The following is a 20,579-nucleotide window of genomic DNA, read 5'->3' on the forward strand; positions in this document are numbered from 1 at the left end:
GCCCAGCAGGCAAAACCCAAAAAGGAGAAAGCACTATCTTGACCCACAGGAATTAATCGAAACATAATCACAAGACGGGTCACTTCTCAGTGAAAACACCGGGTCAACTCTCAATGAAAATCAACACCGCAAAGGCAAGTTGACGACGGTGCAGCGATATCTTGTTAATCCGCTTGTACGTGAGGCACTGGGCATTGACAGCAGCAACGTCAACGACATTAGCCGAAACCGAACCAAACCGGATTTTGACTTGCTGCTTCGGAAGTTTCTCGATGACCTTAGCAGCGGCAACGTGAACAGTCGTGCCAACAAAGATCAACACACTGCCTATGCTCGCGAACTGGGTGCGGTTCACGGTCAAAGCCATGAGCGCACGGAACCAGTCTCACTGGCACGTGCTACCGCATCTGGCAGCAAATCCGGCGCAAAGTCGAAACGACCCAAGAAGCGGAAACCCCGGCGGTTCGTACCTTATGAGCAGGAAGTGATGAACGCTTTGGAAGGACTTGGGGGAGATAAGCTACCTAACCTCTACAATTCCATCTGTTCGGTTTCACTCGATGCCCACACTCCACTGGTAGCAATCGGCGCATGGGCATTTTTGGAATCTTTGACAGCGAAGGCAGGGCGGAATGTCGGCACCGACTTTCCGTCATTTTTCAGTAAGACCCGCCTTCAAGGTTATGGCCTGTCCACCGGCAAAGGCGACAAGAGCCTCAATGAGGCATTACGGCGGGTATCAACCTCAGGCGATGTTACCAAGCATGACGGTAGCGCGGCGTTATTTAATGGCGAGCAACTGATTAATGATATGGAAACATTGAAGGATTTGATTGTGAAATGCGCTGATGAAGCTCTCTCAAAAAACCATAGCCGCGCTGTGGCCGAACCCACCAGAGTGTGATAGCGGACGACTATGGCATCACGTACATCATCCCCTCTTCGCTATCCAGGCGGCAAGTCCTGCCTGTATGATTTGACTGGTCACATTCTGCGTTTGAACAGGTTGGAACGCGCGCACTACGCCGAACCGTACGCTGGAGGTGGTGGATTAGCGTTGTCCCTGCTGTTTGGGGGACATGTCAGCGACATTCATCTTAACGACATTGATCGTACAATATGGGCTTTCTGGACTTCGATTCTCACCGAGACAAAAGCGTTTGTGGAGAAGATCGCTACGACGCCAGTAGATATGGATGAATGGCACAGCCAGCGGGAAATCTATCTCAATCAAGGCGATTATGACGATTTGACGGTCGGCTTCGCCACCTTTTTCCTTAACCGCACGAACCGATCCGGCATTATCAAGGGGGCAGGTGTCATCGGCGGGATGGAGCAGCAAGGGAACTACAAGATAGATTGCCGGTTTAATCGCGAAGAACTTATACGACGCGTAAATAGAATTTCTAAATATAAAAGTCGAATACACTTTTATAGATCAGATGCACTTCTATTTCTGGAAGATATGGAGCGGGATTTACCCACGAGATCATTTTTTTGCATTGATCCGCCTTACTACAATAAGGGGTCAAGTCTCTACACCAGCTTCTACAATCCGGCAGATCACCTCGCGGTCAGCCAAGCCGTATTAGGGCTAGATCGCCCTTGGATACTCACTTACGATAACACCCCTGAAATTTCTTATCTTTACAAAGCGCGACGCCAGTTCAGTTTTGATGTAAACTATTCGGTCCAAACTAAGCGGATCGGGACCGAACTACTCGTTGCGTCGAAGGGGTTGATACTACCTAACGCCGTACGCGAAAGACTCTTCCACCGCCCACAATATCGCAGCGCAGCCTAGTGACGGCAACTCAGCAGATCAGGTAACGGCAAAAACATAGCCTTTTCTGACCTAACGGCCCAAACTACCCAAGCAAGACCCAGCGGTTTGTCCTTGCGGGAGATGTGTTCGTCGAACGGGAAATGGCAGTGAAGGCTAAAGAGGGTGGTGCCGCTTAGGTGACTCGAACACCTGACATCCACATTACGAATGTGGCGCTCTACCAACTGAGCTAAAGCGGCTTAACCCTTATCCCGTCCTTACATCCTACGTTCCGCCTTGTAACCTTAGTCTGGATTCGGCGGGCGATCCAAACATTACGAATGCGATGCTCTACCAACTGAGCTAAAGCGGCGCAGCGGGCCGGGCGAGCCGGTGCTTGCAGCGGCGCGCATAACAGCAGCGGTGCGGGCTGGCAAGGTGGAACCGTGTGCGCCATCTGTCTTCGGCGCTTCGGCCCCAGGCGCCCCCACCCCGCTCCCGCCTCGTTTTAGCGTTTGTTAACCATAGCCGTGCGAATGTGCCACATTGAGCCAGACTATTGGTTTGGGGCAGGACAGGGTGTGCCAATGGACAGTTTACGCGGTCAGACCGACATCGAGAACGAAGACATCGACGATTTCGGCGCGATAGAAGCGCCGCCGATGTTTGGGTCCAGCGAGCGGCGCATGCATGTGCGCGCCTATAATTACTGGGTCTCGCTGCTCGGCAACCGCACGCTCCCCTCGATCGAGGATCTGAACCCGGAGGATACGCAGGATTTCAGCGCCAACAGCGTGCTGCTCGATTTCTCGATGGGGCTGGAGAACCCGGCGATATTGTATCTTGGCTCTGCTCTGCGTGAGGAATGTGGCATTGATGGCGCAATCGAGCGGGTGGCCGATGTGCCTGCGCGATCGCTGCTGACGCGCCTGACCGATCATTATCTCCAGATCATAGCCAATGCCGCCCCGGTCGGCTTTGAGGCGGAATTCCTCAACCAGCGCGATGTCTCGATCCGCTATCGCGGCATATTGATGCCGTTTTCATCAGACGACGAGACGATCGACTTCATCTATGGCGTCATCAACTGGAAAGAGGCGGTAAGCGACAGCGTGTTGGAGCAGCTGGGCGCCGAAGTGGAGGCAGCGCTGGCCGCGCCTCCGCCCGCCAATCCCTCCGCGCCGATCTGGGCCGATGGCCCGTCCGCCACCTATGATTTCGCCGACCCTGACGATGTGCCGAATGCGCGCGAGCAGGAGTATCTCGACGATCTGGTCGACATGACCGAACCTAATCCAGCGGAAAGCGCGGATCACGGGTTTGATACGGTCGATAGCGCCGAAGTGACGGAAAAACTTGCGGATGACGGCGACTACGGCTTTGACGAGGTGGGCACTATCGGGGAAGATCCGGTTGCCGCCGCGCTGGCGGATCTGGAGGAAATGACGGCTGGCTCTGTGGCGGAAACTGTGGCAGAGGCGGCGGACCCGCTCGATCTGGCTGAGTTTGCTGTTGCCAGCCCTGAAGCGGATAGCGGGCTTGACGAAATCGACCCGCTGGATGCGCTGGGATCGCTCGACGATCTGCTTTCCATGCCGGGAGATGCGCCTGCGCCCGCTGCCATTGCCGAGGAAGAGCGCGCGCTTGACGAGCTGGACCTCGCGGCGTTCATGATGGACGAGGATAGCGCGGCGGGTGCCGCTGACCCGGAACCGCAAGCGATGAGCGACGGGCTGGATTTCGATGTCGATGATTTGCTGGGCGAACTGACAGTCGATGTCTCGGCAGCCGATGCTGCGCAGCATGAGCCGCAGCATGAGCCGCAAGACGAAGCGCTGGAAGCGCTGCCCGATGTGGATGATATTCTCGCCGGGATGGAGTTTGATCCGCCTGCAGCGCCGGTTTCCGACAGTTCCAACACGCCGCAGACCGAGGATGAGCTAGAGGCAGAGCCAGCGCCAGTGCCAATGCCGGAAAAGCCAGTCAGTGTGGAATTGGCGCTGGAAGATCTGCTCGGCGACATGGCCTTCGATACTCCGCAGGAGGCCGCCGCCAAGGCGCCGCCGCCCGCGCCTGAACCTGCTTTCTCTTCGCTGTCGGCAGAGATGATCTCGGTCGGTGGTGATCTGGCCGATGTGCTGGCCGAAGCCCGCAACAGCGCCGCCGAAGTGCGCGAGTGCGATGCCCGCAGCCGCACCGCCCTCTATCGCGCGATCGGCCATGCGCATGACTTCGCGTTGAGCGCGCAGGCCGCACCCGCCGACTATGCCGAAATGCTGGAGGACGCGGGCATCACCGTGCAGGAGCGCAGCCCGATGACCGCCGTCATCAAGCTCGTCTTCGGCGCGGACTATGACAAGACCCGCATCGCCGAATATGCGCTGGCGCTCGATCATGCGAACGGGCAGGGGTATGCGCGGGGCGAACTGGCCGAGGCGCTCGGTGTGTATAAAGGCGGCCTCAAGGGGCTGGTGCGCGACATGCGCGTTGCCCGCAATGGCGGCCCTTCCGCCAGCGCAAAGCCGACACAGCGGCTGGAGCGCGCGGTGCGCAAGCTCCAGAAGGCAAAGGTTGCGGACGAAGCCTCCCTGCCGTTCGGTGATCTGGGGCTGGCCGTGGTTATCGCGCGGCGCGAGGCGGATGGCAGCATCGCGTTGCTTACGGGCGTCAGCCTCGAAGACAAGGCCGCGCAAAAGCTGATGATTGCCGCCAGCAGGAGCATCCGCGCCAAATCGAGATAGGCGTGCCAAGCTTCACCAGGGCGTGTGGAATTACCGATGATTAAACGAACAAAAGTCATCCGACATTCATTTTAATTACCCATAGTGCGACTGAGTTCCCCATAATAGAAAAGGGCTGTCAAATGGCTCGGAGAGAGGAGAGGGGCATGTCCAAGCTCGATCATATCAGCGCCGATGAAATCCGGCGGAGGCTCCAGTCCGCTCTGGCGCAAGGCGCGCTGCCCGGCGAACGCGAGGGCTTCGACGATGCCGCCGCGCAGGCCGCAGCCGATTTTATGGCGCGCGCACTGGCCAGGAGAGATGCCGGAGCACCGATTATCGTGATTGAGCGCATGGCCGCAGCGAACAAGGCTGGCGGCCGCTCGTTGCGTATTGCCCTTGTCAACGACGACATGCCCTTTCTGGTGGACAGCATCGCCATGTGTCTGGCTGCCGAGGGCGTTACCATCCGGCGGCTGATGCATCCGGTGCTGGGCGTGGAGCGCGATAGCAAGGGTGCGCTGCTGCGCATTTTGCCAAAGGATAGCCCCGGTGCGCGTCGTGAGTCTGCTATCTTCATAGAGGTTGAGCAAGTGACGGCCCGCCAGACCGAGCGGCTGGACGCGGCGCTGGGCATCACGCTGGCCCATGTGCGTGCGGCGGTCGTGGACTGGGCAAAAATGCAGGAAGCACTCGCCCTCGATGCCGAGCGGGTAACGGATGACGAAGGCGCATCGCTGTTGCGCTGGCTGCTCGACCGCAATTTCACCCAGACCGGGCACCAGCTCTGCCGCCGCGATGGAAGCTGCGAGGCAGAGCTCGGCATATGTGCGCTGGATGGCGCCGAGCCGCTGCTCGCGCCTGCCAGCATAGAGGCCGCTTTCTCATGGTTCGAGGAAGGCGGGCGCACGCCGCTTGTTATCAAGAGCAATCAGTCTTCCAAGGTTCATCGCTCCAGCCTGGTCGATTTGTTCATCGTGCCGGTGCGCGAAGGCAAGACCATAAGCGCGCTCTCGATCCATGCGGGCATGTGGACCAGCGCGGCGCTGTCTGCCGCGCCGGACCGGGTGCCGATTTTGCGCTCGGCGCTCAATGCGCTGATGGAAAAGCATCATTTCGATGCCTCCAGCCATGCCGGCAAGGCGCTGTTTCATGCATTGACGGCCCTGCCGCACGACATTCTGATCGGGTTTGACCGCGCGACGCTGGAGCGGCTGGCGCTCACCTTCATGTCGCTGGCGGATCGCCCCCGGCCCAAGCTGGTGCTCGCCACTGCGCCGCTCGCGCGGCATCTATATGCCTTTGTCTGGCTGCCCCGCGACGAGGTATCGACTGGCCGTCGCGTCGCCATACAGGAGATGTTGAAAGGCGCAGCCAACGCCCCGCTGCTGAGCTGGTCGATAGCGCTGGAGGAGGGCGGCCTGGCGCTGCTGCGCATCACGCTCGATTTGCGGGTGGGTGGCAAAAGCCCTGACGAAGACCTGCTCGATGCGCAATTGAAGCATATGGTGCGCGGCTGGGCGCCTGCCGTGGAAGCTGCGCTGGCAGACCGGCATGATGCCGTAACCGCAGCGCGTCTTGCGGAAACCTATGCCGACGGCTTCCCGCAAGGCTATCGGATCGGCGCCGGGCCGGAAGAAGCGGCCACGGATATTGCGGAGATGGTGCAGCTTTCCGATGCGAGCACGAGGCGCGTGCGCTTTTATCGCAACGAGGGCGACAAGACCGAGCAGCTCCGCCTCAAGCTTTATAGCAGCGCGCCTATCGCCTTGTCAGACGCGGTGCCCGCGTTCGAGAATTTCGGCTTCAAGGCTATCGAGGAAGTGACGACCCCGGTGGGGCAGGGCAAGCTCGGCCATATTCACCGCTTCCTCCTCGCACGGCACGATGGCGGAGACGCCGCCGCGCTGATGGATCGTGCGCCACTGTTGCAGCAAACGATGGCGCAGGTCATTGCGGGTCAGGCGGAGGATGACGGCTTTAACGGCCTGATCGTCTCGGCCGGGCTGGATACCCAGTCTGTGGTAATGATGCGCGCGCTGTTCCGTTATTTGAAGCAGGCGGGCATGCCCTACGCCCTTTCGACGGTGGTGGAGGCGCTGCGCAAACAGCAACATATTACCCGCGCGCTGGTCCATCTGTTTCATGTGCTCCACGATCCCGCCTTCATGGGCGACCGGGCGGAGGATGCCAAAGCCACGGATGAAGGAATCGTCGCCGGGTTGGCTCAAGTCACATCGATAGACGAAGACCGGATCATCCGGCTGTTTCAGGCCGTGATCCATGCCTGCCTGCGCACCAATTTCTTCCTCGAAAGCGGCCAACTGGCGCTTGCGTTCAAGCTCGACAGCGCGAAGGTGCCTGGCCTGCCGAGGCCGCTGCCGTGGCGCGAAATCTGGGTGTATTCGCAGCGGGTAGAGGGTATTCACCTGCGCTCCGGCCCGGTTGCGCGCGGCGGCCTGCGCTGGTCAGACCGGCGCGACGATTTCCGCACAGAGATTTTGGGCCTGATGAAGGCGCAGCGCGTGAAGAACGCCGTCATCGTGCCTGCGGGCGCGAAGGGCGGTTTTTACCCCAAGCAGCTCCCTAGCGCCGCCGTCAACCGCGACGCATGGCTGGCGGAAGGCACGGAGAGCTATCGCATTTTCATCCGCTCGCTGCTGTCTGTCACCGACAATATCGTCAGCGGCACGGTGACACACCCAGAGGGCATGATCGTGCATGATGGCGCGGACCCCTATTTCGTCGTCGCGGCGGACAAGGGAACGGCTACCTTCTCCGATGTTGCCAACGCCATTGCGCTGGAGCGCGGGTTCTGGCTGGGCGATGCTTTCGCCAGCGGCGGCTCCAACGGCTATGACCACAAAGCGATGGGCATCACCGCGCGCGGCGCGTGGCTCTCTGTCCAGCGGCACTTCGCCGAAATGGGCGTGGATGTGCAGAGCCAGAGCGTGCGCGTGGTCGGCGTGGGCGATATGTCCGGCGATGTGTTCGGCAACGGCATGTTGCTCTCCAAGGCGATCAAGCTGGTGGCGGCGTTTGACCACCGCCATATCTTCATCGATCCCGATCCCGATCCCGCCGTAAGTTGGGCAGAGCGTGACCGGCTGTTCAAGCTGCCGCGCTCAAGCTGGGAGGATTATGACAAGTCCCTCATCAGCCAGGGCGGCGGCGTGTTTCCGCGCAGCCTCAAGAGCATCCCGCTCAGCCCGGAGATGAAGACCCTGCTCGATGTGACGGAAGATGCGATCGATCCGGCATCGCTGATGACCGCGATCCTGAGGGCGCAGGCGGATCTGTTGTGGTTCGGCGGCATCGGCACCTATGTGAAGGCCGCGAGCCAGAGCAACGCCGAGGCTGGCGACACCGCGAACGACGCGATCCGCGTCAATGCCGAGGAACTGCGGGTGAAGGTGGTGGGCGAGGGCGCGAACCTTGGCGTCACACAGGCCGCGCGTATTGCCTATGCCTTGAACGGCGGGCGCATCAACACAGACTTTATCGACAACAGCGCGGGCGTCGATTGCTCGGACAACGAGGTGAACATCAAGATCGCGCTCAATCATGAAATGGCCGAAGGGCGCCTCGCTGTGGAGGATCGCAATACCCTGCTGGTTGAAATGACCGACGCGGTGGCAGACCTGGTGCTGGAGGATAACCGCTTGCAGGCGCTCGGCCTTTCCATCGCGGAGGCAGGCGGCGTCAAGGCGCTGCCCGGCTATGTGCGCCTTATTGAAACCTTCGAGGAAAGCGGCACACTCGATCGCAAGGTGGAGGGGCTTAGCCCCAACGATCAGCTGCTCCGCCGCGCACAGGATGGCAAGGGGCTGACCCGGCCTGAGCTGGCCGTGCTGCTCTCCACCGCCAAGCTGACGCTGCAGGACGCGATCGAAAAGGGTGCATTGGTGAACGACCCCGGCATGGGCACGGATCTCGCCGCCGCCTTCCCGCCGCTAATGAAGGAACGCGAGGCGGACGCCATTGCGCGGCATCAGCTTCGCAAGGAAATCATCGCCACCAAGCTCGCCAACCGCATCATCAACCGGCTGGGGCTGGTCCATCCCTATGAGCTGGCCGAAGAGGAAGGCTGCTCGCTGGCGGATATGGCCTCCGCATTCGTAGTGGCGGATCGTCTGTTCGGCGTCAGCGCGCTCTGGGCCGAGATTGACGCGACAGACATGCCTGAAGCGGGCAGGCTGGAGCTGCTCGGCCTCGTCGCAACGGCCATGCGTTCGCACATGGCCTCGATCATCCGTGCATTACCGACCGGGTTTCAGCCGGGCGAAGGCATGGAGCGGCTGCGGCCCGGTGTGGAGCAGATGGCAGGCAAGGTTGACGCTATCCTCACCGAAAGCCTGCTGCTGCGTGCCGCGACGATGGAGGACGAGCTGGAGCTGCTCGGTGTGCCGGGGTCGCTGGCGCAACGCACTTCGCATCTCTATGAGATGGAGGGCATAATCGGCATCGCCAGCCTGAACGCGCGGCTTGGCGGCGATGTGGTGGAGGTCACGGAAGCGGTAATCCAGCTGGGCGAGGCCACGGGTATCCACTGGCTACAGAGCACAGCGGCGCGGCTGGAACCCGCAGACCCGTGGGAGCGGCAGCTCCTCTCCGGTATCGTGCACGAAATGCAGAGCGTTCGGCTGGAGCTGATTGCGCGGCTCGGCGTGACGGACATCGGCAGCCATGTGGATGCGTGGCTGCGGCAGCAGGCGCCACGGCTCGCTCAGTTCCATCACCAGCTTACCCGCGCGCAAAACGCGCCTACGCCCAGCGTTGCCATGCTGGCGGAACTGGCGGGGCAGGCGCGGATGCTGATGAGCCGGTAAGGCCCGGCTCAGCACATAGCCCAGCTGCGCATCATGTTGTGATAGACATTGGTGAGGCGCAGCACTTCGCCGTCGGTGCTGCCATGCCGCACGGTGAGCGCCTGGATCGATTGGTCCAGCTCGAACAGCATGGATCGCTGCTCCGCGCTTGCCACCAATGACTGCATCCAGAAGAAACAGCTTATCCGCTCTCCGCGTGTCACAGGGCTAACCTTGTGCAGGCTGGAGCTGGGATAGAGCACCATATGCCCTGCGGGCAGCTTGTAGGCTACGGTGCCGAATGGCCCCTCGATGGTCAGCTCGCCGCCATCATAGTCTTCCGGGTCGGTAAGGAACAGCGTGGCGGACAGGTCTGTGCGGATGCGGGTGCCGCTTGCGCCATGGACCCGCACGGCATTGTCGACATGGGTGCCGAAACGCTCGCCATCGCCATAGCGGTTGAACAGTGGCGGAAAGATCGTGTGCGGCAGCGCGGCTGACAGGAACAGCGCGTTGCCCGCCAGCGCGCGGGCCACCACCTGCTGCGCGGCCTGCGCGGCAGGGCTGTCTTCGGGCAATTGGCGGTTATACTTCTTGAGCGCGGAGCCGGGGCCGCTGGTTTCGTTGCCGTCTACCCATTCCGCCGCTGCGATCTGCGCACGCAGGGCGAGCGCCTCGTCGCGGCTCAGCATGTGTGGGATCTGGATCAGCATGATTGCCCTTTATGCTAACCCGGTCCGCCTGCCAACTCCGGCTCTCATTTTGGGGGCGAGGGCAGGAGTGACAGACGGACCGGGAGCGGCGCCAAAAGGTCGGCGGCGCCGCGTCTCGTATGGCGGATCAGAAGGTCATCTTGGCGGTCAGTGTCGCGGAGCGGCCCGGCGCTATGTAGGAAAAGGGCGAGCCGGACCGGTAGATCGCGTCATAATAGCGCTTGTCCGTGAGGTTCAGCACATTGAGGCGCAGCTCCAGCCGATCTGTCGGGTGAAACTCCGCCACCGCATCGAAGCGGACATAGCCGGGGATATAGGGCGTCTTGAGGGTGCTGGTCGTGCCCTCGCCGGTGATCTTGCTCTGGGCAAACACCTGCCCACCGACCTTGATGCGATCGTTCACCAGCAGGTTCGCGAGCAACTGCGCCGTGTGCCTGGGAACATTGGCGAAGCGGCGGCCGACATTGGCGGCGGTCTGGGACTTGGTAATCTTGGCATCGAGGAAGGTGTAACCGCCGAACAGCTCGATCCTGTCCGCAAGCGTGCCGGTGATGGAGGCCTCTGCACCGCGCGAGCGCAGGCGGCCCACGGTGTTGAACACACCATTGCCGATATTCTCGCGCGCATTGTCCTTGATGATCTGGAACACCGCCGCACTTGCCAACAGCTTGCCGCCGAACATCTCGTATTTCGCACCCGCCTCCCACGCCTTGTTGCGCTCCGGCTCCAGATTGATGGTGGCACTGGCGGCGCCGCCATAGGTGGTGCCACTGCCATCCACCTGCTCACCCGAAGGGTTGGACGAGGTGGCATATGAGACATAGAGGCTCATCGCTTCCACTGGCTTATAGAGCAGGCTGGCCTGCCAGTTCATGAAATCCGTGCTGGTCATCAGGCGCGACGGCGTGGCCGACGGATTGACGAAATCCAGATCATAGGTGTCATAGCGCCCACCCAGCGTCAGGGTCCATTGCGGTGAGAACTTGATCGTATCGATGAAATAGGCGCCGAAGCTGCGAACCTTGGTGGTTATGGGCGCTACGCTGTAATTTGGCCCGACCGGGATAGTATAGCCCAGCACAGCATTGGGATTGAGCAGGTTGCGCACGAAGGCAGTCGGCACCGCGATGGGGTTGCCCGCGCTGTCCTCCGCAAAGGCCGCAATATTGAGTGTGCGCGTTGTGGTCTTTTCATAGGCATAGTCGCCGCCCAGCACGAGCGTGTGGCTTATGCCGCCGGTATCGAACTCCGCCGTCGCGCTGGTGCTGTTCGCCCAATATTCATTGCCGGCCCAGCGGCGCTGGCTGCCTGCGTTGAGGGTGTATTGGCTTTCCGGTACGGCGGTCAGGTTGGGGGGCGTCGGGACGCTGGTTCCGCCTGTCGGGCATATACCGTTGGCATCACGCGCGACCCGACACACCGTTCCCGGCGCAGCTACCAGATAATGGTTATAGGTTTTGCCATAGCGCGTGATGGAGTTGAAGCTTAGATAGGATGTCGGCTCAAACTGGATCCGCAGGCTCGCAACATCCGCGCCATTCTCCAGAAAGTCCCGCCCGATCACGCCATAGAAATTGTCGCGGTCGACCTTGTAGGGCTTTGACGTGGTGACATCGAACGGATGGCCGAAGTCCGGTATCCCCTCAAGCCGCATATAATAATAATCCGCGCCCACGCTCAGCGTATCGGTAAGGTGCGCGGTGAGCGCGACTGTGCCGCCCCAGCGTTCGGTCTCGACATGGTCGCGGCCGGGCGTATCGGCGGTGTGATACAGGCCGTTCACGCGCACCGCCACGCTGTCTGACAGGCGATAGTTGGCGTCCACCGTGCCGCGCCAGAAGTTTTCCGTGCCGACACCGCCCTCGGCGACGAGGAAATTGTCGACGAAATCGGGCCGCTTAGATTGCAGGCTGACAAGGCCGCCCGTGGTGCCGCGCCCGCCAAAGCTGCCGGACGGACCCTTGACGATCTCGATCTGCTCTACCGCGAAAATCTCGCGGTTGGTGACGCCGGGGTCGCGCAGCCCGTCGATGTAAACGTCATTGCGCGCCTCGAACCCGCGAATGAAGATGCGGTCGCCAAAGGCATTGCCGCCCTCTCCGGTGCCGAGCGTCACGCCCGGCGTGGAGCGCACGACTTCGCGAAAGCTGGTCGCGCCGATGTCCTCGATCACTTCCTTCGGGATAGCGGTGATGGTCTTGGGTGTGTCGCGCAGCGGCTCGGTAAACTTGCCGTTGGAAGATTTCTCTACCTTATACGGCGCTTCCGGGTTCGCATTGGGGTTGGAGTCATGCTCGCGGTGGCCGGTCACGACAATGGTGCTGCGTTGCTCGGCTTCCGCGGCCTCGTCTGCGTGGGCGGCGGGCGCAAACGCGGCAAAGGGCATCGCGGCGATGGCGAGTGCGGCCAGCGCACGAGTAGGCGAGGGCGAGGGCGAGGCGGGAAATGCGGGAAAAGGCGAACCGAAAACGCGAGTCATGAACAACAACCTCCTGTTGAGGCTGCTGTTATTGATAATCATTCGCAGAGTCAATTGCTGTTGCGAATTACTCGCAATATTTTTCCCAAAGCCAGATACGGATGGTGCTGGCAAGGTTGGCCGGGTGCTGCATGCTATGGCGATCTGTCGAGGAAAGGGATGCTGCGCGCGTCTCGTCTATGCGGGCGACAAGCGCGTTGAGCGCCTCGCCCTCCGCCTCCGCCGCGCGGCGCAGGGCATCCCAGAACACAGGTTCAAGGCTGATAGAGGTGCGATGCCCCCTGATGGTAACGCTGTGCTTGACCGGCCCGATGAAGGCCGGGGATGCGGGCGGATCAGACAATCGAGTCATGACGATCCGCGCGCTGCCCTATATTTTTCGTTGTCGCATAGTTTGCGTGAAAAACCGGGCTTGTGTGAAAAACCGGTTCCCACTTTTTCACGCGATGCTTCAATACATGTGCTGCCCGCCGTTGATCGACATCGTCGATCCGGTGACGAAGCCGCCATCCTCGCTGCACAGGAAGGCTACGCCGCGCGCGATCTCTTCGGCATGGCCCAGCCGCCCGACCGGGATCTTCGCCACGATCTTTTCGAGCACTGTCGCGGGAACCGCCGCCACCATGTCCGTGTCGATATAGCCGGGAGCGATGGCGTTCACCGTCACGCCATATTTCGCGCCTTCCTGCGCCAGCGCCTTGGTGAAGCCGTGGATGCCGGACTTCGCGGCGGCATAGTTCACCTGGCCATATTGCCCGGCCTGCCCGTTGATCGAGCCGATGTTGACGATGCGGCCCCAGCCGCGCTCGCGCATGCCGGCAAAGGTCGCCTTCGCCATGTTGAAGCAGCCGCCGAGGTTGATGCGCATCACCTCGTTCCAGTCATCGAAGCTCATCTTCTGCAACACGCCGTCGCGGGTGATGCCCGCGTTGTTGACCACTACGTCAATCGGGCCGACCTCTGCCGCTACCCGCGCGCAGCCATCAAGGCTGGCCTGATGATCGCCCACATCCCATTTATAGGCAGCGATGCCGGTGCGGTCGGTGAATTCCTTCGCCTTCTGGTCGTTGCCCGCATAGTTGGCAACTACGGTCATCCCCATATCCCGCAATGCAATGCTGATTGCCTCGCCAATGCCACGGGTGCCGCCGGTAACGATCGCTATTCTGCCCATTCATCCAGTCCTTTTGCAACTTCGGGGGTCAAATCCAGCCTGCGAGTTGTTGTGTTATAAGGGTTTCATAGAGCCTGATTGCCTCGCTGTCAGCATTGATGCAGGGCAAATAATATAAATATTCTCCGCCCGCCGCGCGGAAGGTATCGCGCCCGCGCAGCGCGATCTCCTCCAGCGTTTCGAGGCAGTCGGCAGAGAAGCCCGGCGCCATTACCGCCAGCCGCTTCACGCCGCGCTGCGCCAGTTCGGCCAGCTTTGCCTCGGTCGATGGCTCCAGCCATTTGGCGCGGCCAAAGCGGGACTGGAAGCTCAGCTCTATCGGCCCAGAAATGTCCGCCGCCAGCGCTTCGGACAGCAACCGCGCCGTCTTGACGCAATGGCAATGATAGGGATCGCCCAGATGCAGCGTCCGCTCCGGCATGCCGTGAAAGGTGAGCAGCAGCGCATCGGGCTTGCCGTCCAGAGCCGCCAGATGCCGCCGCGCGCTGATGCTGAGCGCGTCGATATAGGCCGGCTCGTCATGATAGGGCGGCAGCGTGCGGATCGCCGGTTGCCAGCGCATTTTGGCCAGCGCGGCGCCCAACGCATCCACCGCTGTCGCCGTCGTCGCGCCGCTATACTGCGGATAGAGCGGCGCAAACAGGATGCGCTCGCACCCCGCCGCCTTCATCGCCGCCAGCCGCGAGGCGATCGATGGATTGCCATAGCGCATCGCCCAATCGACCACCACGCCCTTGGCCGCCAGCACGCTCGCCATCGCCTCCGCCACCGCGCGCGTATGCACCGCCAGCGGCGAGCCTTGCTCCGTCCATATTTGCGCATAGGCATGGGCGGACTTTTTCGGGCGGGTGTTGAGGATGATGCCCCGCAATATCGGCTGCCACAGGATCGGCGGTATCTCCACCACCCGCCGGTCAGACAGGAACTCGCGCAGATAGCGCTTCACCGCCCCCGCCTCCGGGGCATCGGGCGTGCCGAGGTTGACGAACAGCACGCCAACTTTCGGCTGCGCTATCGCGGGATGGTCGGACGGGCGGGCAGGGATGGCGCTGGTCATGTCTTATTCCGGGTTCAGCAGGGGCAGGGCGCGATGCCTCCGCCCGGTTATCGTGAAAAGCGCGCCAGCAAGCGCGGGCGCAACCGCGGGCACGCCGATCTGGCCCACACCGGCGGGCGCGGCCTCGCTCGGCATCAGCTCTACCGTCACCTCGCCGATATCGCCGAGCACAGGCAGGCCAAAGCGACCCATATTGGCGCGCGCGGGCATGCCGCGCTTATACTGCGCGGCGCATCCCGTCGCGGCTGCAAGGCCGAAGATCAGCCCGCCCTCAATTTGTTGCCGGGCGATGTCGGGATGCGGCTGCGCGCCCAGATCCGCCACGGCGACGATGCGCTTGGCGCGCAGCGCGCCGCTGGTCATCTCCGCCTCGATCAGCACGGCGATAAACCCGCCATCCATCGCGTGGATCGCAATCCCCTGCCCGCTGCCCATGATGCCGCCCTGCCATCCGCCCATTGCGGTCGCGATCGTGAGGCAGCGCGCCAGCCGCGTCTGGCCGGAGAGGTGCTGGAGGCGGAACGACATCGGCTCCACTCCCGCGCGGTGCGCCAGCTCGTCCATCAGACATTCGGTGAAAAAGCAGGTGTAGCTATCCGCATTGCCGCGCCAGCGCCCGACAGGCAGGCGAATGTCCGCCGGATAATGATCGACGGTGATGTGGGGTATGGCATAGGGCGAGGGCAGGCCGGAAACCGCCGCCGCATCCGCCCTGCCCGCATGTTCGCGCGCGGCCTCCATCGGCGCTGTGCCGTGTGCGATGCGGCTCCAGACCTCGCGGTTGGCGGAAGGTGTTGCGACCTTGATCTGCATCGCCTCCACCTTGCCGCCCGCCACCAGCTTGGCCCAGGTCCGTGCATGGGCGGGAGGGCGCGGGCGATCACTCGCCACATCCTCCAGCCGGGATGTGCAGAGCTGCACCGGCGCACCCGCTTCACGCGCGATCAGTGCCGCCTGCACCGCTGTATCATGATCGTATCGCCGCCCGAACGACCCGCCCGCGCCGATGGGATAGAGCACCACATTGGCCTCATCCATGCCGAGCGCCTCCGCCACGGCGGCGCGGCAGAAGGCGGGCGCCTGGCTCGCGGCCCAGACCTCGGCCCGGCCATCCGCCACGCGGGCGGTGGCGGCCGGTGGCTCGATGGCGAGATGAAGGGCAGGGGCGACGGTGAAATCGGCCCGGATGATCTGCGCGCCGGTGAAGCTTGCCGTCACATCGCCCCGCGCAAAGATGGTGCGGGCATGATCGCTCTCGAAAGCGGCATCGAGCGCCTTCGATATGGCGGCGCTCTCCAGCAGGGAGCTTTCCACCTCGAACACAGGATCGAGCAGATCGAGCGCCTTGTTGGCCGCCCACCAGTTGGTGGCGAGCGCGGCGACCCATGTTTCCTGTTTCACAATGCGCTTGAAGCCCTGCACCTTTTTTGCGGCGGCTTCGTTGAGGGACTTCAGGCGCACGGTGCCGACCGGCCCCTGCCGGATCGAGGCATAGAGCATGCCGGGCAGGCGAATGTCGCCTGCGAAATTATAGGAGCCATCGACCTTGGACGGCGTATCGAGCCTCGGTATGTCACGCCCGCCGAGCCGCTCGCCTCCGTCGTCGTCCGCGCGCAGCGGCAGCTCGTCTGGCAGCGCAAAGCCAACAGCCTCCGCCGCCAGCTCCCCGATCTTGAGGCGGCGCTGGCCATCGGTGACGATGCCCCTCGTGATGCGGCACTGCTCCCACTCCACACCCCAGCGCGCCGCAGCCGCCTTGCACAACAGCACGCGCGCCGCCGCGCCCGCCTCGCGGCAGCTTTGCGCGAACATGCGGACGGAGGTGGCTCCGCCGGTCAGCATCATCGCGTTGCGGGTGGCATATTCGCGGATCGCCCAGTCGCCTGCGCCTTCAGCGTGGCGTACCCAGTCTCTGCTAATAAATTCTTTTGATAACAATGTATTAGTATAGATCGGGTTGATCGGCGCGCCCTGCACAGCCACCATGCGCCAGTCCGCCCCCAGCTCGTCCGCCACTATCTGCGGAAGGATGGTCGAAACCCCTTGCCCCATCTCCAGCTGCGGCACGACCACAATGATCTGCCCCGCATTATCCACCTTGAGAAAGCCATTGATTAGCCTCTCGTCGCCCGCCACCGCGAGGTTCGGCTGATAGTCGCGCGGCCACAGCCCCCACGCCACAACTAACCCCGCCGCCGCACCGCCGCCGACAAGCAGGCTGCGCCGGCTAATACCCTTCGCTCTCGGATGTTCACTCGCGCGCCGCATCGTTCGCCCCTGATACGCAGGCGCGCGGCAAAGGCAAAGGCGGAAATGGTGTCAGGCGACCGGAGCGATTCCCAGACGCGGAATTTCTATCGCGGGGCACCGGTTCATCACCACCTGCAGCCCCGCCGTCTCGGCGCGCGCAGCGGCAGCCGCGTTGATGACATCAAGCTGCATCCATACCGCGCCAGCTCCCGCTGCGATCGCCTCATCCACCACCGCGCCCGCCGCCTCGCTGTTGCGGAAGATGTCCACCATATCGATCGGGCCGGATATGTCCGCCAGCGCACCCACAACCGTCTGGCCATGAATTTCTTGCCCCGCGAGGCCGGGGTTGACTGGAATGACGCGATAGCCGTGGGCGAGCAGCTTGCCCATTACCCGCCAGCTAGGCCGATCCTGTTTCGGCGATGCTCCGACCAGCGCGATGGTGCGCACCGAGTTCAGCAGGGCGGCAATCTCGGCATCAGACGAGAGGGGCATGGACATTCTCCTTCGCAAACCGAGATGGGAATGTCCCCGCCGATTACAATGTTACAGATTAACCCTGTGTACCCAGCCTTCTGGCCCCGGCGCCTGCCCGCGCTGGATTGCGGTAAGGCGGGTGCGCAGCGCCTCTGTGCGAAATCCTGTGCCGCCATTGCCTATCGTGAAATCTCCGGCAGTGGACTTAACCTGCCCCACCGCGGCCAGCACCGCCGCCGTGCCGCACGCAAAGACCTCGGTCAGCGTGCCGCTTTGCGCATCGGCGCGCCATTCGTCGATCGAATAAGGCCGCTCCTTAACTGTCACGCCGTCTGCGTTCAGCAGCTGGAGGATGGAATTGCGCGTGATGCCGGGCAGGATCGTCCCACCGAGCGGCGGTGTCACCGCGCTTCCATCCGCGAACAGGAAAAACAGGTTCATGCCGCCCAATTCCTCGACCCACTTGTGCTCCGACGAATCGAGAAACACCACCTGATCGCAGCCATGCCCGCTTGCCTCAGCCTGTGCGACAAGGCTCGCGGCATAATTGCCGCCGCATTTGGCTGCGCCCGTGCCGCCCGGCCCGGCGCGGTTGTAATGATCTGAAACCCAGATGCTGATCGGCTTGGCACCGCCCTTGAAATAGGCGCCAACCGGGCATGCGATCACGCAAAAGATGAACTCTGCCGCCGGCTTGACACCCAGAAACACCTCGTTCGCAAACATGAACGGGCGGATATACAGGCTGCCCTCGCCGCCCGGCACCCATTTCTCGTCGATACGGATCAGCTCCTCGCAGGCTTGAACAAACACGTCCTCCGGTAGTTCCGGCATCGCCATGCGCTGTGCAGACTCATTGAACCGGCGGGCATTCTGCTCTGGCCGGAACATGGTGACGCCGCCATCCTCCGCGCGATAGGCCTTCAGCCCCTCGAAAATTTCCTGCGCATAATGCAGTACTGCCGAGGCAGGATCGAGCTGGAACGGCGCGCGCGCGCGCACCTGCGCCTCATGCCAGCCGCCAGCCGCAGTCCAGCGGATCGTCACCATATGATCGGTAAAGACGCGTCCAAAGCCTGGATCAACCATATGAGCGGCACGCGCCTCATCGCTCAGCGCTGCGGGATTGGGAATGATATCGAATTGCATGGCATCCTCAATATGCACGGAATCGGCCAAGGCTATGCCGTATTAGGGAAGGGGGATCAAGCATAAAAGGGAACGTATGCTGTCCTTTTTTTGATATAAAATTACTTATATCAAAAAAATAATAAAATAATATGTCATATTCTCTCAGGATGGTCACGTTGACACGCCTGGGAGGGCTGTGCGAAGCGGGGGATCATGGATATCCTCTCCCTCCATGATGTGCTGCTGGCGCTGCTGATTGCTGTGGGTGCGGCGCTGTATTCTAGCGTCGGCCACGCCGGGGCTTCGGCCTATATCGCACTCATGGCGCTGTTCGGGGTGCCCTCCGCAACGATGCGGCCCACAGCGCTCACGCTCAACGTCATCGTCGCATCGCTAGCCTCGGCCCGCTATCTGCGGGCAGGTCTTTTCCGCTGGCGCGTATTGTGGCCGTTTCTCGTTACCGCTGTGCCCATGGCATTTGTGGGTGGCACGATAATCCTGCCGTCTGACATCTACCGCCCGCTTGTCGGCATCGTGCTGTGGCTTTCAGCATTGCGGCTGTTGTGGCCGGTCCAACTCCGGGCTGAGAAGGAGCACCGAGATCCACCGATTGTCCTGGGATTGCTGGCAGGAGCGGTTATCGGTTTGCTCTCAGGACTCACGGGGACCGGCGGCGGTATTTTCCTGTCGCCCATCCTGTTGTTCATGCAGTGGTCCCCGGTCAAGCCCGCATCGGGCGTGGCTGCGGTATTCATCCTCGCCAATTCGATCGCTGGGCTGGCGGGTAATCTGAGCGCGGTGCAAAACTTGCCAGCGCAGCTGCCACTATATGCCGGGGCGGCTTTGGCGGGCGGTATATTGGGCACCACGCTTGGAATTCGTCTCAACGCCACGATCCTCACGCGCGCATTGGGAGTTGTTCTGGTGATCGCCGGTGCGAAAATGATAGGGGTGTATTGAGTAGAACGCACATTCCGCTTGCCATCCAGCCATCATTCAGGCGGAATACAGAGATATTGGGGCAGTTTTCTCTGTATATCATGAAGGATAAGGGCCATGCGCTTTATGGAAAATCGCAACACAGTGCTGGTCGTGTCGGCAGCCCTGCTTGCAGTCGGCATGGTTGCGGGCGGCTATCTGCTGGGCGATGGCCTCACCCGCGCGCATGAGGCCGAACGGGCCGTCACCGTCAAAGGGCTGGCGGAAAAGGATGTGACGGCAGACCTCGCAACATGGACCATTGCATACACCGCCACCGGCTTCGACCTGCCCACCGTACGCGCGGAGATTGACGAGAGCAGCAAGGCGCTCAACGATTATTTTCGCTCGCTCGGCTTTCAGGCTGAGGAACTGCGGCCGGTGGGAGCAGGTGTCAACCAATACATCAATAACGGCGTCAATACGATCACCATCACCCAGCGCATGCAGCTGCGCACGACCGACATCGCCAAAGCCCAGCGCGCGGTCGCCGGGCAGTTCGATCTCGTCCGGCGCGGCGTAACGATGCAGGAAGGGTCGAACATGGTCTACAGCTTCACAAAGCTGAACGACCTCAAGCCGGATATGGTGGCGCAGGCGACGAGAGATGCGCGCAAGGCGGCGGAACAGTTCGCGAAAGACAGCGGCACCGGAGTCGGCAGCATCAAGAGCGCGAGCCAGGGCTATTTCTCGATCGAGCCGCGTGACGGCGATCAGGCGCAAGGCGGCTATGGCGCCAGCGATACCCCTTATAAAAAGGTGCGGGTTGTCACCACCGTGGAGTTCTATCTGGACTGAGCGGCTAAAGTGATTTCCAGTCAGATGGAATTATCTGACGGTTCAGAAATCGCTGTAAAACAAAAGCTTAGAGCGGTTATTCTGATTAAGTCAGATCGAAAACCGCTTGTCTTATGACTTTGTGGTCCGTTCGGGTCAGGATGCGATGTCCGGTCCGGGGTGGCCACCCCGGACCGGACGGAAGGGGACGGATCGCAAAACCGCTGGTCGTGAAGGGACCGGGTTA

General features: G+C 61.7%; 14 protein-coding genes and 1 tRNA gene. 6 read left to right on the top strand and 9 right to left on the bottom strand.

What is annotated here, in order from left to right:
• The first annotated feature begins 139 nt into the window (after window positions 1-139).
• Window positions 140-904 carry a hypothetical protein gene (locus EQG66_RS14625; RefSeq protein ID WP_129405264.1) on the top strand — a complete coding sequence of 255 codons (765 nt, stop codon included), beginning with the start codon at window positions 140-142 and terminating at the stop codon, window positions 902-904.
• A gap of 12 nt (window positions 905-916) precedes the next feature.
• Window positions 917-1,804: a DNA adenine methylase gene (locus tag EQG66_RS14630; protein WP_129405265.1), complete on the top strand. Its 888-nt coding sequence runs from the start codon at window positions 917-919 to the stop codon at window positions 1,802-1,804.
• 145 nt (window positions 1,805-1,949) lie between these two features.
• On the opposite strand, the gene EQG66_RS14635 is transcribed toward EQG66_RS14630, so the two are convergent.
• A tRNA-Thr gene (locus tag EQG66_RS14635) sits at window positions 1,950-2,025 on the bottom strand.
• Between the two features lie 327 nt (window positions 2,026-2,352).
• Between EQG66_RS14635 and EQG66_RS15775 the strand changes: the two genes are divergently transcribed.
• Both EQG66_RS15775 and EQG66_RS14645 read left to right on the top strand, forming a co-directional pair.
• On the top strand, window positions 2,353-4,506 hold the full coding sequence (locus tag EQG66_RS15775; protein WP_425470258.1) for a PAS domain-containing protein: 2,154 nt from the start codon (window positions 2,353-2,355) through the stop codon (window positions 4,504-4,506).
• A 146-nt stretch (window positions 4,507-4,652) separates the two neighbouring features.
• Complete coding sequence (locus EQG66_RS14645; RefSeq protein ID WP_129405266.1) at window positions 4,653-9,314, top strand: NAD-glutamate dehydrogenase; 4,662 nt, start codon at window positions 4,653-4,655, stop codon at window positions 9,312-9,314.
• An 8-nt stretch (window positions 9,315-9,322) separates the two neighbouring features.
• On the opposite strand, the gene EQG66_RS14650 is transcribed toward EQG66_RS14645, so the two are convergent.
• The 8 genes from EQG66_RS14650 to EQG66_RS14685 all read right to left on the bottom strand — a co-directional run bounded on the left by EQG66_RS14650 (window position 9,323) and on the right by EQG66_RS14685 (window position 18,595).
• Window positions 9,323-10,006 carry a Fe2+-dependent dioxygenase gene (locus EQG66_RS14650; protein WP_129405267.1) on the bottom strand — a complete coding sequence of 228 codons (684 nt, stop codon included), beginning with the start codon at window positions 10,004-10,006 and terminating at the stop codon, window positions 9,323-9,325.
• Window positions 10,007-10,133: 127 nt separating this feature from the next.
• Window positions 10,134-12,485 carry a TonB-dependent receptor gene (locus EQG66_RS14655; RefSeq protein WP_164975700.1) on the bottom strand — a complete coding sequence of 784 codons (2,352 nt, stop codon included), beginning with the start codon at window positions 12,483-12,485 and terminating at the stop codon, window positions 10,134-10,136.
• A 67-nt stretch (window positions 12,486-12,552) separates the two neighbouring features.
• A complete protein-coding gene (locus tag EQG66_RS14660) occupies window positions 12,553-12,837 on the bottom strand; it encodes a ribbon-helix-helix domain-containing protein (protein WP_129405269.1) in 285 nt (94 codons plus the stop codon).
• Between the two features lie 99 nt (window positions 12,838-12,936).
• On the bottom strand, window positions 12,937-13,659 hold the full coding sequence (gene phbB, locus EQG66_RS14665; protein ID WP_129405270.1) for an acetoacetyl-CoA reductase: 723 nt from the start codon (window positions 13,657-13,659) through the stop codon (window positions 12,937-12,939).
• Between the two features lie 28 nt (window positions 13,660-13,687).
• On the bottom strand, window positions 13,688-14,716 hold the full coding sequence (hemH, locus tag EQG66_RS14670; protein WP_129405271.1) for a ferrochelatase: 1,029 nt from the start codon (window positions 14,714-14,716) through the stop codon (window positions 13,688-13,690).
• 3 nt (window positions 14,717-14,719) lie between these two features.
• A complete protein-coding gene (locus tag EQG66_RS14675; protein WP_129405272.1) occupies window positions 14,720-16,984 on the bottom strand; it encodes a xanthine dehydrogenase family protein molybdopterin-binding subunit in 2,265 nt (754 codons plus the stop codon).
• A gap of 51 nt (window positions 16,985-17,035) precedes the next feature.
• Window positions 17,036-17,464 carry a CoA-binding protein gene (locus tag EQG66_RS14680; RefSeq protein ID WP_129405273.1) on the bottom strand — a complete coding sequence of 143 codons (429 nt, stop codon included), beginning with the start codon at window positions 17,462-17,464 and terminating at the stop codon, window positions 17,036-17,038.
• A gap of 51 nt (window positions 17,465-17,515) precedes the next feature.
• Window positions 17,516-18,595, bottom strand: a complete 1,080-nt coding sequence (locus EQG66_RS14685; RefSeq protein WP_129405274.1) for a branched-chain amino acid aminotransferase — start codon at window positions 18,593-18,595, stop codon at window positions 17,516-17,518.
• 195 nt (window positions 18,596-18,790) lie between these two features.
• Here EQG66_RS14685 and EQG66_RS14690 point away from each other — a divergent pair, with 195 nt between their 5' ends.
• Both EQG66_RS14690 and EQG66_RS14695 read left to right on the top strand, forming a co-directional pair.
• Window positions 18,791-19,537 (top strand): sulfite exporter TauE/SafE family protein, encoded by a 747-nt coding sequence (locus EQG66_RS14690; protein ID WP_129405275.1) that lies wholly within the window; start codon window positions 18,791-18,793, stop codon window positions 19,535-19,537.
• A gap of 105 nt (window positions 19,538-19,642) precedes the next feature.
• Window positions 19,643-20,353 carry an SIMPL domain-containing protein gene (locus EQG66_RS14695; RefSeq protein WP_425470259.1) on the top strand — a complete coding sequence of 237 codons (711 nt, stop codon included), beginning with the start codon at window positions 19,643-19,645 and terminating at the stop codon, window positions 20,351-20,353.
• Window positions 20,354-20,579 lie beyond the last annotated feature (226 nt).

Source organism: Sphingobium fluviale, from assembly GCF_004122115.1.
GTDB lineage: Bacteria > Pseudomonadota > Alphaproteobacteria > Sphingomonadales > Sphingomonadaceae > Sphingobium > Sphingobium fluviale.

Bases quoted from the DNA above. Each gene is read 5' to 3' on its own strand.
- EQG66_RS14630 (WP_129405265.1), top strand. From the start codon at position 917: ATGGCATCACGTACATCATCCCCTCTTCGCTATCCAGGCGGCAAGTCC.
- EQG66_RS15775 (WP_425470258.1), top strand. From the start codon at position 2,353: ATGGACAGTTTACGCGGTCAGACCGACATCGAGAACGAAGACATCGAC.
- EQG66_RS14645 (WP_129405266.1), top strand. From the start codon at position 4,653: ATGTCCAAGCTCGATCATATCAGCGCCGATGAAATCCGGCGGAGGCTC.
- EQG66_RS14650 (WP_129405267.1), bottom strand. From the start codon at position 10,006: ATGCTGATCCAGATCCCACACATGCTGAGCCGCGACGAGGCGCTCGCC.
- EQG66_RS14655 (WP_164975700.1), bottom strand. From the start codon at position 12,485: ATGACTCGCGTTTTCGGTTCGCCTTTTCCCGCATTTCCCGCCTCGCCC.
- EQG66_RS14660 (WP_129405269.1), bottom strand. From the start codon at position 12,837: ATGACTCGATTGTCTGATCCGCCCGCATCCCCGGCCTTCATCGGGCCG.
- phbB (WP_129405270.1), bottom strand. From the start codon at position 13,659: ATGGGCAGAATAGCGATCGTTACCGGCGGCACCCGTGGCATTGGCGAG.
- hemH (WP_129405271.1), bottom strand. From the start codon at position 14,716: ATGACCAGCGCCATCCCTGCCCGCCCGTCCGACCATCCCGCGATAGCG.
- EQG66_RS14675 (WP_129405272.1), bottom strand. From the start codon at position 16,984: ATGCGGCGCGCGAGTGAACATCCGAGAGCGAAGGGTATTAGCCGGCGC.
- EQG66_RS14680 (WP_129405273.1), bottom strand. From the start codon at position 17,464: ATGCCCCTCTCGTCTGATGCCGAGATTGCCGCCCTGCTGAACTCGGTG.
- EQG66_RS14685 (WP_129405274.1), bottom strand. From the start codon at position 18,595: ATGCAATTCGATATCATTCCCAATCCCGCAGCGCTGAGCGATGAGGCG.
- EQG66_RS14690 (WP_129405275.1), top strand. From the start codon at position 18,791: ATGGATATCCTCTCCCTCCATGATGTGCTGCTGGCGCTGCTGATTGCT.
- EQG66_RS14695 (WP_425470259.1), top strand. From the start codon at position 19,643: ATGGAAAATCGCAACACAGTGCTGGTCGTGTCGGCAGCCCTGCTTGCA.